Source organism: Streptomyces sp. NPDC020845 (genome assembly GCF_044334165.1).
Lineage (GTDB): Bacteria > Actinomycetota > Actinomycetes > Streptomycetales > Streptomycetaceae > Streptomyces.
Genome location: NZ_JBIRSJ010000025.1, coordinates 13,220 through 31,173 on the forward strand (window position 1 = coordinate 13,220; position 17,954 = coordinate 31,173).

The 17,954-nt window shown below is 70.9% G+C and carries 12 protein-coding genes; all 12 read left to right on the forward strand.

The window, feature by feature from the left end:
* Positions 1 to 45 precede the first annotated feature (45 nt).
* The 12 genes from ACH4U7_RS46840 to ACH4U7_RS46895 are packed head-to-tail and all read left to right on the forward strand — an operon-like array spanning position 46 to position 17,952.
* Positions 46 to 384: a phosphopantetheine-binding protein gene (locus ACH4U7_RS46840; protein ID WP_398533881.1), complete on the forward strand. Its 339-nt coding sequence runs from the start codon at positions 46 to 48 to the stop codon at positions 382 to 384.
* Positions 381 to 5,792 (forward strand): beta-ketoacyl synthase N-terminal-like domain-containing protein, encoded by a 5,412-nt coding sequence (locus ACH4U7_RS46845; protein ID WP_398533882.1) that lies wholly within the window; start codon positions 381 to 383, stop codon positions 5,790 to 5,792. Before ACH4U7_RS46840 ends, ACH4U7_RS46845 begins: the two co-directional genes overlap by 4 nt.
* A gap of 49 nt (positions 5,793 to 5,841) precedes the next feature.
* The gene (locus ACH4U7_RS46850; RefSeq protein ID WP_398533883.1) at positions 5,842 to 7,170 is read left to right on the forward strand and encodes a phosphopantetheine-binding protein; all 1,329 of its coding nucleotides are present in this window, start codon (positions 5,842 to 5,844) and stop codon (positions 7,168 to 7,170) included.
* Positions 7,171 to 7,172: 2 nt separating this feature from the next.
* Positions 7,173 to 7,427, forward strand: a complete 255-nt coding sequence (locus tag ACH4U7_RS46855; protein ID WP_398533884.1) for an acyl carrier protein — start codon at positions 7,173 to 7,175, stop codon at positions 7,425 to 7,427.
* A complete protein-coding gene (locus ACH4U7_RS46860) occupies positions 7,424 to 8,599 on the forward strand; it encodes an acyl-CoA dehydrogenase family protein (protein ID WP_398533885.1) in 1,176 nt (391 codons plus the stop codon). Before ACH4U7_RS46855 ends, ACH4U7_RS46860 begins: the two co-directional genes overlap by 4 nt.
* Complete coding sequence (locus ACH4U7_RS46865) at positions 8,596 to 9,615, forward strand: HAD-IIIC family phosphatase (protein WP_398533886.1); 1,020 nt, start codon at positions 8,596 to 8,598, stop codon at positions 9,613 to 9,615. The genes ACH4U7_RS46860 and ACH4U7_RS46865 overlap by 4 nt, the downstream gene beginning before the upstream one ends.
* Positions 9,616 to 9,632: 17 nt before the next feature.
* Positions 9,633 to 11,243, forward strand: a complete 1,611-nt coding sequence (locus ACH4U7_RS46870; protein WP_398533887.1) for an amino acid adenylation domain-containing protein — start codon at positions 9,633 to 9,635, stop codon at positions 11,241 to 11,243.
* Positions 11,244 to 12,002 carry a hypothetical protein gene (locus ACH4U7_RS46875; RefSeq protein ID WP_398533888.1) on the forward strand — a complete coding sequence of 253 codons (759 nt, stop codon included), beginning with the start codon at positions 11,244 to 11,246 and terminating at the stop codon, positions 12,000 to 12,002. It abuts the gene before it with no gap.
* On the forward strand, positions 11,999 to 13,270 hold the full coding sequence (locus ACH4U7_RS46880; RefSeq protein WP_398533889.1) for an MFS transporter: 1,272 nt from the start codon (positions 11,999 to 12,001) through the stop codon (positions 13,268 to 13,270). Before ACH4U7_RS46875 ends, ACH4U7_RS46880 begins: the two co-directional genes overlap by 4 nt.
* Before the next feature lie 38 nt (positions 13,271 to 13,308).
* The gene (locus ACH4U7_RS46885) at positions 13,309 to 15,312 is read left to right on the forward strand and encodes a S9 family peptidase (RefSeq protein ID WP_398533890.1); all 2,004 of its coding nucleotides are present in this window, start codon (positions 13,309 to 13,311) and stop codon (positions 15,310 to 15,312) included.
* Positions 15,309 to 16,964, forward strand: coding sequence for an AMP-binding protein (locus tag ACH4U7_RS46890; RefSeq protein ID WP_398533891.1), 1,656 nt, complete (start codon positions 15,309 to 15,311; stop codon positions 16,962 to 16,964). The genes ACH4U7_RS46885 and ACH4U7_RS46890 overlap by 4 nt, the downstream gene beginning before the upstream one ends.
* Positions 16,954 to 17,952, forward strand: a complete 999-nt coding sequence (locus ACH4U7_RS46895) for a radical SAM protein (RefSeq protein WP_398533892.1) — start codon at positions 16,954 to 16,956, stop codon at positions 17,950 to 17,952. The genes ACH4U7_RS46890 and ACH4U7_RS46895 overlap by 11 nt, the downstream gene beginning before the upstream one ends.
* Positions 17,953 to 17,954: the final 2 nt, after the last annotated feature.

A 17,954-nucleotide genomic window follows, 5' to 3' on the forward strand; every position in this document is an offset into this window, starting at 1 on the left:
TCGGCACCCGGGCCGAAACACCTTCCGACGGAGAGGCTGCAAGGAATGCGGGTTCCTCCCCCACCCGAAATCGAGCAGCACATCGTGGCCATATGGCGTGAGGTGCTGAAGATCGATTCTGTCGGGCTCTACGACAACTTCTTCGACCTGGGGGGAAACTCGTTACAACTGGCCCGAGTACATATGCGATTACGCGAATCGATCGCCCCCGACCTCCCCCTGACGGCGCTCTTCGATCTTCCCACCGTTTCCGCGCTGGTGTCCTATCTCAGCAGCTCACCGGACCGGGAAGCGGGCGCGCTCGACGAGAGCCGGCTCCGCGCCCAGCAGCAGCGACGGCACCGCCGTACCTTTCGCGGCCCGGACCCAGGGGACCGCCTATGACCGAGCAGCCGTACGGAGCCGATGACATCGCTGTGATCGGAATGGCTCTCCATGTGCCCGGCGCGGACGACATCGACACCTTCTGGGAGAATCTGCGCGACGGAGTCGAGTCCATAAAGCCGTGCACGGAACAAGAGTTGGACAGCCTCGGAGTTTCGGCCGAGCGGCGCCATCACCCTCATTTCGTGAACGCCGCGGGCCTCATACCAGGAGTATCGCTCTTCGACCACCAGTTCTGGGGCTACTCTCCGAGAGAGGCCGCACTGCTTGATCCGCAACAACGGCTCTTCCTGGAAACCGCATGGGAGTCGCTGGAGCACGCGGGCTACGATCCGTTCGCCTACGACGGCGCCATCGGTGTCTATGCCGGTATGGGACTGAGCCGCTATCTTCTGCGCAATCTCCTCGGAAATCCGGACGTGTCGGACGCCGATTCCCCGATGCTTCTGATGGGAAACGACAAGGACTTCCTCGCCACCCGGGTCTCCTACCATCTGAATCTGCGCGGGCCGAGTCTGGCCGTGCAGACGGGCTGCTCCACCTCCCTGGTCGCCACGCATCTGGCCGTCGACGCGCTGCTGAGCTACCAGTGCGATCTGGCGCTCGTCGGCGGCGCCACCGTCACCCCGCCGCAGCTGACCGGATACCTCAGAATGCCGGGCAGCACCGCGTCCCCCGACGGGCACAGCCGGGCCTTTGACGCGGAGGCCGCCGGAACGGTGTTCGGCAACGGCGTGGCGGCGGTCGTACTCAAACGCCTCCCGGAGGCGGTCGCCGACCGGGACACCATTCACGCGGTGATCAAGGGGTCCGCCGTCAACAACGACGGCGCCGGCAAGGTCGGCTTCGCGGCACCGGGGATCAGCGGCCAGGCCGAGGTGATCGTACGCGCGCAGCGGGTCGCCGAGGTCACGGCCGATACGGTGAGCTACGTCGAGGCCCACGGGACGGCCACGCGGCTCGGCGACCCCGCCGAAGTGGCGGCGCTCACCCGCGCGTTCCGCGACAGCACGGACCAGGTGGGCTACTGCGCCCTGGGGTCGGTGAAGACCAACGTCGGCCATCTCGACACGGCGGCCGGGGTCACCGGGCTGATCAAAGCCGCCTTGGCGCTGAGCCACGGGCAGATCCCCGCGTCGCTCCACTTCACGACCCCCAACCCGGAGATCGACTTCGAGCGCAGCCCGTTCTATGTGAACACCGAGTTGCGCGCGTGGCCGCGAGGCGCGACACCGCGCAGGGCCGGGGTCAGCGCCTTCGGCTTCGGCGGCACGAACGCCCATGTCGTACTGGAGGAACCGCCCCGACGGGCGCCGACACCCGCCGGGGCGCGCCCCCAGGTGCTGGTGCTCTCCGCCAAGACCGCCGACGCGCTCGAACACGCCACCAGCAAGCTCGCCGACCAGTTGCGCGACCACCCGGACCAGTCCCTCGTCGACATCGCGTACACCACACAGGTGGGCCGGGCGAGGTTCGCCCATCGCAGGAGTGTGGTCTGCCGGGACCACAAGGACGCGGTGGAGTTGCTGTCCGCCCCGGGGGACCCGCGCTGGCGGAAGCTGCGCGAGGCCAGACAGGAACGCACGGTGGCGTTCATGTTCTCCGGCGTCGGTGACCAGTACGTCGGCATGACCCAGGACCTCTACGAGGACGAGCCCGTCTTCGCCGCCGCCATCGACGAGTGCGCCGAGTCCCTGGGCCCGCACCTGGGCCTCGATCTGCGCGATGTGCTCTACCCGGAGCGCGGCGCCCCGCGAGTCGAGGGGCCCCGCGCACGCGGCCGGCTCGATATGGCCGGGATGTTCAGCGGCGCCCCGCCGGAGGACGTGCTGCGCGCCACCACGCTGGCCTATCCGGCCGTCTTCTGCGTCGAGTACGCGCTTGCCCGGCAGCTGACCGCCTGGGGGGTACGGCCCGCCGCCCTCATCGGACACAGCCTCGGCGAGTATGTGGCCGCGACCGTCGCCGGGGTGTTCACCCTCCACGACGCGCTGCGCCTGATCGTGCACCGGGCGCGGCTGATCGACGAGCTGCCCGGTGGGGCGATGCTGGCCGTGTCGCTGTCACCGGACGCGCTCCGCCCGCGCCTGACCGGCAGCGGGCTCTCCATCGCGCTTCTCAACGGCCTGCGGCTGACCGTGGTGGCCGGTCCTTCCGAGGCGGTGGACGCACTGGCGCGGGAGCTGTCGGCCGAGGAGATCGCCTGTCGGCCCCTCGGGACCCGGCACGCCTTTCACACCCCGTCGCTTGAGCCGATGGTCGCCCCGTTCACCGAGGCGCTGCGCACGGTCGAGCTGTCGCCGCCGGTGACTCCGCTGCTCTCCAATATGACGGGGACGTGGCTGACCGCCGCCGAGGCCACCGACCCCGAGTACTGGGGCAGGCAGAGCGCGCGCACCGTCGACTTCGCGGGCGGGCTGCGGGAGTTGTGCGCGGACCGCGATCACGTCCTCCTCGAGGTCGGCCCCGGCCAGGCTCTGTGCTCGCTGGCCGCCGAGCATCTGCTCGACGCGGACCGGCCCGTGGACGGGCTGGTCCTCCCTTCCGTACGCACCTGGTACGACCACCGGGAGAGCGACACCTCACTCCTCCAGGACGTCCTGGGCCGGCTGTGGCTGGCGGGCGCCGATGTCGACTGGCCCGCCGTGCACGCACCGCGGAAACCGGGCCGGGTGCCCCTGCCGAGCTATCCGTTCGAGCGCACCCGCGCCTGGGTGGACCCGCCTGCGCCGGGCGCCGTCCCCGCTTCCGGCGCGGACACCGGGGAGCGGGTCTTCGCCCCGTCGTGGCGCTCGCTTCCCTTTCCGGTGGCCGATCCGCCGAACACCACGGCCGCCGGGGAGCGTTGGCTGATCCTCGCGGACGGCGACGGAGTGGCGCGGGCCCTGGCCCGCCGCATCCTCGACAACGGCGGGGCGGCGCTCCTGGTCGAACCCGGTACGGGGTTCGAGCCGGTCGACGAGGAGCGGATACGGATCGACCCGGCGCGCTCCGAGGACTACGACGCACTCGCGGACCACCTCACCCGGACCGGTTTCGGCTGCACCCATGTCGCGCATCTGTGGAGCCTGGACCCGGGCCACGGGCCGCAGGAGGATCCGGCACGGGCCCTGACCCTTGGCTTCCGGAGCCTGGCGTACACGGCCCGCGCGCTGGCCCCTCGTACCGACGGCCGCGCGCCGGCCTCCCGTACCGAGGACGAGCCACTGCGGATCTGGGTGGTGACGAGCGGGATCGCCACGGTCGAGAGCGGTGACGCACTCCGCCCGGAAACGGCCGCCCTGCGAGGTCCCGCGCTGTGCGCCCCCCAGGAATACCCGAAGGTGAGCGTCGACATCGTCGATGCCGGTACATGGGCCGAGCGCCCTGCGGCCCTGGCCGAACGGCTCCTTACGGTCGTCAGGGAACCCACGCGCCCGCGGGCCACCCAGCGGCTGACCGCCTTCCGCGGCGACCGCCGCTGGCTGCCGGGGCTCGAACCGCTGCCGCTGTCCGACACCGGACCCGCCCCCTACCCGCTGCGGCCGGGCGGGGTCTGTCTGATCACCGGCGGACTGTCCCGGATCGGCCTGGACATCGCCGATGAACTCGCCACCCGCGCCCGGGCCAGACTCGCTCTGGCCACCGGTGTCTCCTTCCCGGCAGCGGAGCAGTGGCCCGACTGGCTGGCCGAGTACGGTCCGGACGATCCCACGAGCAGGCTCATCGTGCGGCTGCGCGCGATGCGGGACCGTGGCGCGGACGTCCTCGTGGTGCGGGCCGACACCACCGACCGCACCTCGACACATGCCGCCATCGACGCGGTGGAGAAGGCGTTCGGCCAGGTCAACGCCGTGGTGCAGGCCGAGGGCGCACCCGCTCGCGAGGCCGTCGCACCGCTCGGGGAACTCGCCACGGGGCAGGACTGCGCCGAGGCCGTACCGCGCGCGCAGGTCGCGGGCTGCCGGGTCCTGGTGGATCTGTTCGGCGACGCGGACCTGGACTTCTGCCTCCTCGTCTCGTCCAACGCGGCCCTGCTCGGGGGTATCGGTCTCACCGGCCACAGCGCGGGCAGCGCGTACCTGGACGCCACCGCCTGCCGGCAACGGGCGCTCACGGGCAGGCGCTGGATCAGCGTCAATCTGGAGGAGTGGGCGGAGCCGGACACCTCGCGGCGGCCCGATGGCACACCGCGCTATGCCATCGCACCCGACGACGGTGTCCGCGTGGTGCGGCGCCTCATGGAATGGTGCGACGAGCCGCAGGTCAGCGTGGTCACGAGTGATCTGGAAGCGCGCCTCGACCGCTGGGTCAGGCACCCCGGCCACGAGCCCGCCCGCTCCCTCGCGCCCGAGTCCCCTCGCCATCCGCGCCCCCCTCTGGACACGGCGTTCGTCGCGCCAGACGGCGAGCGCGAGACGACGATCGCCACCGTCTGGCAGGACGTGCTCGGCATCGAGGGCATCGGCCGCGACGACAACTTCTACGCCCTGGGAGGGCATTCGCTTCTCGCGACCCAGGTCGTGGCCCGGGTGAGGTCGCTCTTCGACCTGGACATCCCGCTGGTCAGCCTGTTCGGCGCGCCCACCGTCGCTGGTTTCGCCGAACGGGTCGCCAGGCTGATCTCACCGGTGCCCGACGCGTCCGGCGCGCCCTCGGCCACCCGGGCCGAACCCTCGCCCGGGGCCGGTCCCCCGCCGCTGCTGAGGCAGTTGGGGCCGCGCCGCGACACCGGGCCGCGGCTGCTCTGTTTCCCGTACGCAGGTGGCGGCGCCTCCGTCTTCCAGGAGTGGGGACGCCTGCTCCCCGCGCATATCGAGCTGTGGGCCGTACAGCTCCCCGGGCGCGAGGACCGCCTCCTCGAACCCCCGACGAGCCTGCTGGATCCGCTGCTCGACGCCCTGGAGCGTGCTCTGCTGCCCCTGCTCGACCGGCCGTTCGTGTTCTTCGGCCACAGCATGGGCGCCATCGTGTCCTGGTCCCTGGCCGACCGGATGCGCGAAAAACACCGGGTGCAGCCCGACCACCTCTTCGTCTCCGGCTGTAGGCCACCCAACCTCGGCGCGCCTCGCCGTCCATGGCACCACATGCCCGACGAGGAGCTGATCGCGGAGCTCCGCCGGATGGAGGCCACGCCGGACGTGATCCTCACCGACCCCGAGCTGCGCCGGCTGTTCCTGCCCACCATCCGTGCCGATCTCACCATCGCCGAGTCCTACCAGAGCCCGCCGGGCAGACGGCTGACCTGTCCCACTACCGCGTTCCGCGGCAGTGGCGATGTCCATGTGCCCCTGGACCGGCTGCGGCATTGGGGAGCACTCACCGAAGCGGCCTTCGACTGGGAGGAGTTCACGGGAAGCCATCTCTTCCTGGCCGAGTCACGCGAAGCGGTGGTCGAGCAGATCGTCCGGCGCCTGAGCAGCCCCTGAAGCCGTCTACCCGTCGGCGCCCGGCGCCGCGGTCCTGTGAGGAGGACAGATGAACAGTCGCCTCGTACGGCCCGGCGACGATGTCGCGACCGTCGTGGTCGATGTGGAGGGGACGCTCGACCTGGCTGTTCTGCGGCAGGCCGCCGACTGGTTGACGGAGCGACACGGGGAGCCGGGCGCCGCCGCGCCGGTGGACGTCGTCGATCTGCGGAACCTGCCGCCCGAGGAACGCTCCGCGGCGGCCGTCGACCGGCTCCTGGAGCGGATGTGGCTGCCGTACGACACGGCCACGCACCCGCTGGTCCGGCTGACCGCGCTCCAGGTCGACGAGGACTGGTTCGCCGTCCTCGCCTCCGTGCATCGCGACCGTGTGGACACCCGCTCGCTGGACATTCTGACCGAGGAGTTGTGGCAGGCGTACGGGGCCTTCGCCGCCGACGCCCCCGAGTCGCTACCGGCCGCAGCCCCGGCGGCCGGAAGCCAGGTGGGCCGGCCGGCCCGCCCGGTGCACCGCATCAGGACAGTGTCCGCCGATCTGCCCGGGGCGACGGCGGCGGGGATCCACAGCATGGCGCGCGCGGCGGACGTGCCGTGCTCCGCCGTGGCCGTCGCGGCCGTCGCCGTGCTCCTGGACCGCGTGGACGCCGACGCGCCCACGGACCGGGGGCGCGAGCACGTCGTCGACCTTGTCACGGACGAACGGCCGCGGCCCGGGCTGGACCGGACTGTCGGTCCCTTCGAGGAGGCGCTGCCCGTACGGGTCGATCTGGCGGGCGACCCGCCCTTCGCCGACGTCCTCGACCACATCGGCAAAACCTTGGCCCTGGGGCCGGGCGGTGAACCCCCGGAGGAGGGCCGCGTAACGCTCCGCTGGCGCCGGGAGTTGCGCCTTCCGCGGGTGCCGGGGCTGGCCCTGGACGTCCTCGATCTCGGCGTCGCCACGAGCCGTTCCCCGCTGGAGTTCGCCTTTACGGAAAAGGAGTCCGCCCTCGGCCTGACCGTGGGATGGCGCGAGGATGTGCTCGGCGAGGACGCGGCCGACCGGATGCTCGACGCCCTCCGGGACGTCCTCGCCAACGCCGTGGCCTCCCCGGGCGAACCGGTGTTCCGGCTGCTGCCGCAGGCCGGGCCGTCGAGGGCCCCGTCCGACCTCGAGGCGCGCGTCGCCGCCGTCTGGGCCGCGGAGCTCGACGTCGACGTGCTCGACATGGACACCGACTTCTTCGAACTCGGCGGCAACTCGTTCCAGGGCGCCGCCGTGATCGGGCGCCTGCGCAGGGAGCTGGGCATCGACCTCCCCCTGCGCCACATCTTCGACCAGCCGGCCACGGTCGCGCGGCTCGCCCGGGAAATCGAGCGTATCCAGAGGGGACAGTGATCATGGAAAGTGATGTGCGCAGCCGTATCACCGACTATCTCTCCCGCTTCTTTCCGGTGGGAGAACTGCGGCCCGAGGAGGACTTCTTCAAACTCGGCTTGGTGAACTCCTTGTTCGCCATGCAGATCGTCGCATTCGTGGAGCACGAGTTCGGCATCACCGTGGAGAACGACGATCTGCACCCGGACAACTTCCGATCCGTACAGGCGCTGGATCTCTTCGTCAGCGGCAAGCTCAGCACATCCGCCGCGCAGTGAGCGTCAGCGCGGGCCACCAGGCCGTCCGTGCGGAGTTCCGGGAGTTCACCGACCGTGTCGTCGCTCCGTACGCCGAAGACTTCCACCGCGACCAGCACACCCCGGACGCGGTGATCAAGGCGCTGGCCGACCGCGGCTACCTGGGGCTGCCGATCCCCGAGGAGTTCGGCGGGGGCGGAGGTGACGCGGTTACGGTGGGACTGCTCGCCACGGAACTGGGCCGGGCCTGTTCGTCGGTGCGCAGCCTGTTCACCGTGCACACCATGGTGGCGCACGCGATCGCGCGGTGGGGCAGCGGGGCGCAGAGGCAGCGGTGGCTTCCGCTCCTTGCCACGGGCGAGCGGATCGGGGCGTTCGCCCTGTCCGAACCCGAGGTCGGCAGCGATGCGGCGGGCGTCACCACGCGCGCCGTTCCGGACGGCCGTGGGTGGCTGCTGCGGGGCCGCAAGAAGTGGATCACCTACGGGCAGATCGCCGATGTGTTCCTCGTGATCGGGCGTACGGAGCAGGGGCCGACCGCCTTCCTCGTGGAGCGCGACACGGAGGGGCTGACCACCGAACCGATCACCGAGCTGATGGGGATCCGGGCCTCGATGACCGCCGAGGTGCGCCTCGACGGGTGCACGGTGGCCGATGAGAACCTTCTCGGCCGGCCGGGCCTGGGGGTGTCCCATATCGCCGGAGCCGCCCTCGACCTCGGTCGGTACACCGTGGCCTGGGGCTGCCTCGGCATCATCGACGCCTGTCTTACGGCCTCCGTCGGCTATGCGGGCGGGCGCGAGCAGTTCGGCGCGCCCCTCAAGGAGCATCAGCTGGTCCGGCAGATGATCAGCCGGATGTTCACCGATCACCGGGCCGCCGAGCTGCTGTGTCTGGACGCGGCCCGGCTGCGTGACCAGCGCGCCCCCGACGCCCTGGCGGCCACCTCGCTCGCCAAGTACTTCGCGTCCACCGCCGCCGTGCGCTGCGCCTCGGACGCGGTGCAGATCCACGGGGCGAACGGCTGTGCCGCCGGCCATCCGGTCAGGCGCCACTACGGCGACGCCAAGGTCATGGAGATCATTGAGGGAAGTTCCCAGATCCACGAGATCAACCTGGCGGAGTACGCCTTCCAGGAGTTCTCACCGGGACGGCACCGGCCGGCCCCCGCGGCGGAGAGGAGCGGCATATGACGGTCAAGTGCGTGGTCTGGGATCTGGACAACACGCTGTGGGACGGGGTGCTCCTCGAAGACCCCGAGGTCCGGCTGCGCCCCGATGTCCCGCTGGTCATCGAGGCCTTGGACGAGCGGGGGATCCTGCACTCCGTCGCGAGCCGCAACGACGCCGGGACCGCCCGGGCGAAGCTGCGCGAACTCGGCCTGGACGAGTACTTCCTGCACCCCCAGATCACCTGGGGCAGCAAGTCGGAGTCGCTGAAGGCCATCGCGGCGGCGCTCAACATCGGCGCGGACGCCCTCGCCTTCGTCGACGATCAGCCGTTCGAGCGCGACGAGGTCGCCTTCGCCCTGCCCGAGGTGCGGTGCTTCGACGCCACGCAGATACCACTCCTGCCCGACCTCCCCGAATTCCAGGTGCGCGACGTCACCGCGGACGCCAGAAACCGGCGGCTGCTCTACCGGGCCGACGAACGGCGCAAGCAGGCCGAGGAGCGCCACTCGGGGACGGCGGACGAGTTCCTTGCCTCGCTGGACATGACGTTCACCATCTCCCCCGCGCGCGAGGAGGACCTTCGCCGGCTCGAAGAGCTCACCGTGCGCACCCACCAGCTGAATTCGACCGGCTACACCTACTCGTACGACGAACTCGACACGCTGCGCACATCACCGGACCATCTGCTCCTGATCACCGAACTGACCGACCGCTACGGCGGTTACGGGAAGATCGGTCTCGCGCTCGTCGAGCGGACCTCGGCCGCCTGGACCGTGAAGCTGCTGCTCATGTCGTGCCGGGTGATGTCGCGCGGGGTGGGTTCCGTGCTGCTCAACCACCTGGTCCACGAGGCGCGCGGGGCCGGTGTCCGGCTGTTCGCCGAGTTCCTGCCCACCGATCGCAACCGGGCGATGTATGTGACGTACAAGTTCTCCGGCTTCGTCGAGTCCCGCACGGAGGGGGACCTGGTGATCCTGGAGCACGACTTCACGAATCTGCAGGGCTTCCCTCCGTATATGAACGTCGTGTCCCGTTAAGACCAGGAGTCAGCGCCGTGCCGTCCGACACCCTGCACACGAGATTCGAGGCCGTCGCCAGGGCCCACCCCGACCACACGGCCGTCACCGGGACCGGCGGGCCCCTGACCTATCGCACACTCGACCGGCTCAGCGACGAACTCGCCGCCGCACTCTCCCCGGTGCTGCGGGAGGACCGGCTGGTCGCGATACGGGTGGGGCGCGGGGCGCAGCTCCTCGTCGCGGTGCTGGGAGTGCTGAAGGCTGGTCGCGGATATGTGCCGGTGGACCCGGACTACCCGGAGGCCCGCCGGCGCTACATCCTCGACGACTCCGCGGCCCGGCTGATCGTCACCGACGGACCGTGCGACCCCGGTGAGGAGGCCGTGGCCACGGCCGGAGCCCTGACCGTCGCGGCCCGCCCGGCGGGCCCCGCACCGCGGGTGCCCGACGATGTGGCGTACGTCATCTACACCTCGGGCTCGACCGGTTTCCCCAAAGGGTGCGTGGTCCGCCACCACAACGTGCTGAGCCTGATGGACCATACGCGGTCGCTGTTCCGCTTCCGGTCCGCCGACGTCTGGACGCTCTCCCACTCGATGAGCTTCGACTTCAGCGTCTGGGAGATCTGGGGCGCGCTGCTGTACGGCGCGCGGCTGGTCGTGGTGGACAAGGAGACCTCGGCGGATCCCGATGCGTTCAAGGCTCTCGTCGCGACTGAGGGCGTCACCGTGCTCAACCAGGTGCCGTCGGTCTTCAGCCGACTCGACCAGGTGTCCGACGAGGGGCCGGCCTGGCCGTCCCTGCGCTATCTGATCTTCGGCGGCGAGGGGCTGCAGTCCGAGAACCTGCTCGCCTGGCTGCGCCGGGGCATCGCGCCCGGGGCCGCGCTCATCAACATGTACGGCATCACGGAGACCACGGTCCATGTCACCTTCTGCCGGCTGACACCTCAGCTGCTGGAGTCCGTACAGCCGGGCCGCAGCCCCATCGGACGGCCACTGCCCCATCTCGAGGTGTCCCTGCGGGACGAGGACGGCTACCCCGCGCCACCCGGGACACCCGGTGAGATCTGGGTGGCGGGCGAGGGTGTCTGCGCCTGCTACCTGGGTCGGCCCGAGCTGACGGCCGAGCGGTTCGTGGGTGGCGGGCCCGGGGAGGGAGGGCCCGGGGAGGGAGGGCCCGGGGAGGGAGAGGTCCGCCACTACCGCAGCGGCGATTGGGCCGTGCGGGACGCGGAGGGCGATCTGCACTACATCGGACGCCGCGACGACCAGGTGAAGTTGCGTGGCTTCCGTATCGAGCTGGGCGAGGTGGAATCGGCCGTACGTGCCTTCCCCGGGGTCCGCCACGCCGCGTGTGCCACGGAGGTCATCGCGTCCGGGTACACCATCCTGGTCGCCTATGTCGTGGACGCGGACGACCGGGCCCCGGTCGATCCGGCCGCGCTGAACAGACACCTCGCCGCGACGCTCCCCGCCCATCTGCGGCCCCAGCGGCTGCGGAAGATTCCCCACCTGCCGCTCGGGCCGAACGGCAAGACCGACAAGTCGGCGCTCGCCGCCACGGCCGCTGCCGCCGTGGACGACGCGCCACGCGACCGGGCGCGGCGCGGCCGACGCCATGTGTATCCACCCCGGAGGACGTGAATGAGGCCCGACCCATCCGCCGTGGTGCTCGCGTTCGACTTCCCGGGCCGCCGGGTCGCGAGCGGCTTCGACCTGTTGTTCAAGCAACTTCCACTTCCCGAAGTGGCGGGTCGGTTGGTGACGGTGCCGGACGCGGTACGCCCCTTCACCGCCGCCTGCTACGTGGACGCGGCCGTATCGGCGGTCCCGGACGGGGCGGTCGTGCTGGCCGCGGCCTTCTGCTCCGCGGCTCCGCTGGCCCAGGACGCGATCGCGCAACTCGCCGCGTGCGGTGTCCCGACCCTGGGGCTGCTGCTCGCGGATCCCGTTGTCCCGGGCGAGTTCACCCTCCGCGACGCGCTCGTGAACACGCTGGGGCAGATCGGCCGGGACGATGTGGAGGACCTGATCGAGGCGCTGATCAGGGACGACAGCCTGGACGCAGAGCCGGAGCTGTGGCGTGACCGGGTGCTGCGCACCGTACGGGCGGCGTTGGCCGAGGCGCTGGGCTGTGCCACCGACGACGAGACCGTGGTGGGGCTGTCGAGCCGGTACACCGCCTATCTGGACTTCGTGCTCGCCACCAGATCCGCCGACTTCTCCCCCTACCCCGGCCGTTGCGTGGCCCTCTCCTCGACCGGCCATACGATGCCGCCCGACTGGCCCGGCCTGCCATCGGTGGGCCACCGGCAGACGGCCTCGGCCCGACGGGATCTCCTGGGCTCACCGGAGCTCAGAACACAGTTACTCGACCTGCTCGCCGACCCGCCATGCGTATGACGCCGGGGTGTCGCGGCCCGGCGACACTGCCGAAGGCGTTCCGGTGGTTATGGGCCGCCTCGGGCGTTTCGGCGTTCGGCGACGGCGTCCATCTGGCCGCCCTCCCCCTGCTCGCGGCGAGCGTGACGCGCGACCCGGTGGTGATCTCCGTGGTCGCCGCCGCGACCCGGGTGCCCTGGCTGCTCTTCGGCCTGATCGGCGGCGCGCTCGTCGACCGCTGGGACCGCCGCCGCACCCTGTGGATCTCGGACGCCGCACGCGCCGCGCTGCTCCTCGCGGCGGTGGCCGGTGTATGCGCCGGGCTCATCGGCGTCCCACTGCTCATCGCGCTCGCGTTGCTCCTGTGCATCGGCCAGATCCTGTACGACACCGCCGCCTCCGCCTATCTGCCCGAACTGCTCGACCGGGACACCGAGTTGCTGAAGCGGGCCAACACGCGATTACAGGGCACACAGACCGCCGTGAACGGCTTCCTCGGCCCGCCGGCGGGGGCCGCCATGTTCTCCCTCGGCCGTGCCGTACCCCTGCTCGCGGACGCCCTGACGTTCCTCTTCAGCGCCCTGACCATCCGCTCGCTGCCGAGAACACCTCCCAAGCCAGCTACCGAAAAGGGTCCGTTGCTCGCCGAAGCGCGGGCCGGGGCCGCCTACTTGGTGCGCAACCCCGTGCTGCTCGGGCTGTCGCTGCGCCCCGCCGTCGGAAACCTGGCCTTCGGCGCAGGCACGGCGGTCTTCGTCCTGTTCGCCCAGGAGGAACTGCGCCTCGGCCCGACGGGGTACGGACTGCTGCTGGCCACCGAGGCGGTCGGCGGTCTGGCGGGCGCCGCGCTGGCCGGGCGGCTCGCCGACCGGATCGGCATCGGTGGCGCGCTCACGCTGAGCGCCTTCCTCCTGGTCGGTGCCCAACTGGCCCTCGGTCTCAGCGACGGACCGGGGGCGGCGGGGGCGGCGATCGTCGTACGCGCCGCCGCGTTCGGCATCACGATGGTCCTGGGGCCTTCGGTACGTCAGGCCATCGTGCCCAACGACCTCATGGGCCGGGTCTCCGCCGCCGCCCGTCTCATGGCCGTCGCCCCCGCCCCGCTCGGCGCGCTGCTGGGCGGCTGGCTGGCGACCGAGGCCGGGCTGCGCGCCCCGTATCTGATCGGTGCGGCGGTCCTGGCCGTCGCCACCCTCGGCAGCATGGCCATGACGACCAACCGCAAGATCGACGCGGCGCTGGCCCGGGCCTCGCCCGCTCCGCGCCCCTCCAGCCCGACAGCCCCCTGAATCGACCGTGTTGTACCTCTCTGACTTCTTGGAGCAGCGTGGACACATCAGCCATACCTGTGGACGGGCGAGCAGCGCGCCCGGCGGAGGGCCCACCCCATCTCGGCAGTGCCGATGCCCATCGCTTCCGCACCGCGGAGCAGGTCGCCCTGAGCTCCCGTGGCGACAGCGTGGCCATCGTGGTCCGCTGGGCCGACACCGCGCGGGATCGCTGGACCTCCGCGCTGATCGTCCGGGACACCACCGAGGGAGCCAAGGAGCCCGAAGTCGTGGCACAGGCAGGGGCGGACGCCCCCGCCTGGTCGCCGGACGGCAGGTGGCTCGCCCATCTCCTCCGGGAGCCGGGGCAACCCGGTGTCTCGCTGGCGCTGTGGTCCGCCGCCGACCGCACCGTACGTCCGCTCGCCCGGGGCCTGCGGGCCGCCGGGCACCCGATGTGGTCGCCGGACGGCACGCGGGTGGCCTTTGTCGCGGCCGAGGACAACGGCGGCGAGGCCCCGGGGCGCGCTCCCCATGTCGTCAGGGACCTCGGCTACAAGATCGACGGCGTGGGGCTGGTGCCGAAGGCCCGGCGCCATCTGCATACCGCCGATATCGCCACGGGGGACGTCAGACAGCTCACCCGGGGCGCGTTCGACGTCCACGGCCCCGCGTGGTCGCCGGACGGAGCGGCGCTGAGCCTCGGGGTGAGCCGACCGGCGGGCGATGTCCCCTGGCCACTCGCCGATGTGTGCCTCGCCGACGCCGCCACGGGAGAACTGCGGCACCTGGTCGACTGGGGCGGCACGGTGGTGTGGACCGGCTGGACCCCGGAGCGTCAGATCGTGTTCGCGGGGCAGCGCCACCCAGGCCCCTGTCAGCATTCCAGCTTGTACCGCGTCGTTGACGACCCGCACGGAGAACCCGTCGACCTCCTCGCCGGATTCGGGCGGCGGCTGGTCGCCTCCGCACGCGGCACCACACCCGCCGCGCTCTTCCTCGGCACCGGGGACTTCCTGTTCTGCGCACGGGAGGCCGGGGGCACCCGGGTGTACCGGGCCCCGGCGGGAAGCGGCCGGGCGACGCCCTGGTTCGGCGGCGACTCCACCGTGGTGATGGGCATGAGCGCATCGGCCGCCGCCGACTCCTTGGCCCTGGTCGTCAGCGACGCACACACCCCGGGGGACGTATATCTGACGCCGACGGACGAACCGAGGCCCCGAAGGCTCACCGACCTCAGCCCATGGGCAGCGCGGTTCGCGGTCACGGCGGCCGAGGACATCCGCTTCAGCCCACCGGGCCGCCCGGAACTGCACGGATACCTGCTGCGGGGACGCCCGGCCGGGACCCGGGGACCCACGCTGTTCGACATTCACAGCGGGCCCGACTACGTATGGCGCCCCAGCCTCTCCCCGCGCCACCTCTACCACCAGACCCTGGCGGCCCGTGGCTGGAACGTCCTGTTGCTCAATCCGCGGGGCAGCGACGGCTACGGCGAAGCGTTCATGCGCGCCCCGCTGGGCAGGCCGGGCTTCAGCGAGGAGGAGGACTTCCTGTTCGTCCTCGACCGCATGGTGCGCGACGGACTCGCCTCCGAAGGCCAGGTCGCCGTCATGGGCTCCAGCCACGGAGGGTTCATGACGAACTGGCTGACCGCCCGCACCGACCGGTTCGCCGCGGGCATCAGCGTCGCCGGTGTCGCCAACTGGTCGAGCCTGTACGGGACGTCGTCGCTCGGCGCGACGACCGCGCCCGTCCTCCTGGGCGGCACCCCCCAGGAGGTCCCGGAACGCTACGCCGCCAGTTCGCCGTTGACGTACGTCCGCGGTGTCACGGCGCCCACGCTTCTGCTGCACGGCGAGGACGACCTCATGAACCCCATCGGCCAGAGCGAGGAGTGGTTCACCGCGCTGCGCGCCCAAGGATGTGAGGTCGAGTTCGTGCGCTACCCCGGGGGCGGACATCTCTTCATGCACAACGGCCCCCTCGGCCACCAGGAGGACTACCGCCGCCGCATTGTGGCCTGGCTGGTCAAACACGTCGAAGGGAGGGACCTCAGATGAGCCCGCGAACCGGCACCGCACCGCTCTCCCTTGCCGATGTGGTGTGGCGGCGGGCGGGCGAGCAACCCGATGGCCTCGCCCTCGTCGAACTGCGCGACACCGGTGACGATCTCACCGTGAGTTGGCATGAACTCGTCGACTTGGCAGACCGTACGGCCACCGTGCTGACCGGTCTGGGCGTCGGGCCCGGCCAGACCGTGGTCGCCGCACTCCCCAACTCCGCCGACCTCGTGACCGTCTCGCTCGCGCTTCTGCGCATCGGAGCCGTGGTGTGCCCGGTGCTCCCGAGCCTGCGCGAACACGAACTCGGCCATGTGCTGCGCCGGTCCGGTGCACACGTCCTGGTCGTACCGGAGTCGTTCCGCGGCCGTGGCCACCCCGGTGAAGTCATCGCCATGGCGGAGGCGGGGCTGGCCCCGGGCCTGCGTCACCTTCTGATCGCTCCTGGACACTCACCCGCGCCCTCGGCGACCGTCCCCGCCACACACCGGCTCGCCGCATGTGTGGCCGCGGCCAGGCCCGCCGGAGCATCGGCCCGTCCGGCCGGAGCCTCCCCCCACGATGTCGCGCATCTCCTCTTCACCTCCGGCACCACGGGAGAGCCGAAGGGGGTCCCGCACCGTATGGACACGCTCAACCGGGCCGCCCTGCTCACCGCCGACCGGCTCGGCCTGACGTCGCGCGACCGGGTGCATATCGCCGCGCCCATGGCGCACCACAGCGGGTTCCTCTACGGAATGTGGCTGTCCCTGCTGCTCGGCAGCGCCCAGATCGTGCAGCCGACCTGGAACGCCGAGCGCGCGCTGCGGGCGTTCCGGGAATGGGGCGGCACCTTTATGCAGGGGTCCACACCGTTTCTGCTCGACCTGGTCGACGCGGTCGAGGCCGGTGCGACGGCGCCCGCCGCACTGCGTACCTTCGTGATCACCGGCGCGTCCGTACCCCGCGCTCTGCTCGCCCGCGCCCGCGCCCGCCTCGGCGTGCGGGTCTGCGCGGCGTGGGGCAGCACGGAAACCTGCATGGCCACGCTGTCCGCTCCCGAGGACGAAGCGGAGTCGGTGGCGGTGACCGACGGGCGCCCGCTGGAGGGCGTACGGCTCAGAGTGACCGACGACTCGGGCGCCGAGCTCGGCGCCGGATGCGAGGGCCATCTCGAGATGACCGGCCCGCTCGTCTTCGACGGCTATCTCGGGCGGGACGACCAGACGGCCGAGGCGTTCACCCCCGACGGCTGGTACCGCACGGGCGACCTCGCGGTCCTGGAGCCGTCCGGGTATCTGCGCATCACCGGCCGTGCGAAGGACGTGATCAACCGGGGCGGGGAGAAGATCCCCGTCGGCACCGTCGAGCAATTGCTGGCCGCCCATCCCTCCGTACGCGAATCCGCACTCGTCGCGATGCCCGATCCACGACTGGGCGAACGCGCCTGTCTGTTCGTCGCGTTGTATCCCGGAAAGAGCCTCAGGCTCAGCGACGTCCAGGAATTCCTGGACGGTCATCGGGTGACCAAGCACTACTGGCCCGAGCGTGTGGAGGTGGTCGGTGCCCTGCCCCGTAATCCGGCGGGCAAGGTGCAGAAATTCCTGCTCCGTGATCGATTGCGACGCGAGTTCACCCCCCACCCGAAGGGAGCGCAATTCAGTGCTGACTAAACAGGACATGGTCGAACTGCTCGCCTTACGCGGAAAGGAACAGGAAGAGCTCTTCGCGCGGGCCCGACGGATCCGCGAAGAAGTCTTCGGCACCCACGTCGTCGTACGCGGTGTGACGGAGATCGGCAACGCCTGCCGGGTCAACTGCGACTTCTGCCCCATGCGCCGGGACAACACCCGCGAGAACGACACCTTCCTGGCCGGGCCCGACGATCTCGTGGACGCCGCACGGGTCGTCAAGGACAACGGCATCAACGTCGTCTTCTTCCAGGCCGGTGAGATACCCCAGACGACCCGTGTGGTGGGCGAAGCCCTGCCGCGGATCCGGGAGTTGTACGACAACGACGTCGAAGTTCTGCTGAACCTGGGCAACAAGAAGCGCAGCGAGTACGCGTATCTGCGGGAACAGGGGGCGACCAGCTACATCCTCAAACACGAGACCAGCGACCCGGACCTCAATCTGCGGATGCGCCACGAAACCCTGGCGAGCCGGCTGCGCTGTCTGACCGACCTCATCGAGCTGGGGTTCAAGGTGGGCACCGGAGGAATCGTCGGACTGCCCGGTCAGACGCTGGCACATATCGCGGACGACATCATCATGGCGCGGGAGCTGGGCGCGCATATGTGCAGCTTCTCACCGTTCGTACCGGCGCCGCACACCCCGCTGGAGCACCTGGAACCCGGCGATGTCGACACGACGCTCAACGCACTGGCCGTCTGCCGCATCGTACGGCCGGACTGGCTGATCCCCGCGGTGAGCGCCCTGGCCAAGAACCGCAAGGACGGCCAGCGCAGCGGTTTCCTGGCCGGGGCCAATGTCCTGACGATTAACTTCACCCACGGGCGCAACGCCGACCGGTATCTCATCTACGGCAAGGAGCGCTTCGTCGTCCGCTCCGACCACGCCATGCGCGTCCTGGACTCGGTCGGCCTGGTCGCCGGCCGGTCCGTCTTCACCGGCTCCACGGCGTCCACGCCACGCCCTTGAGC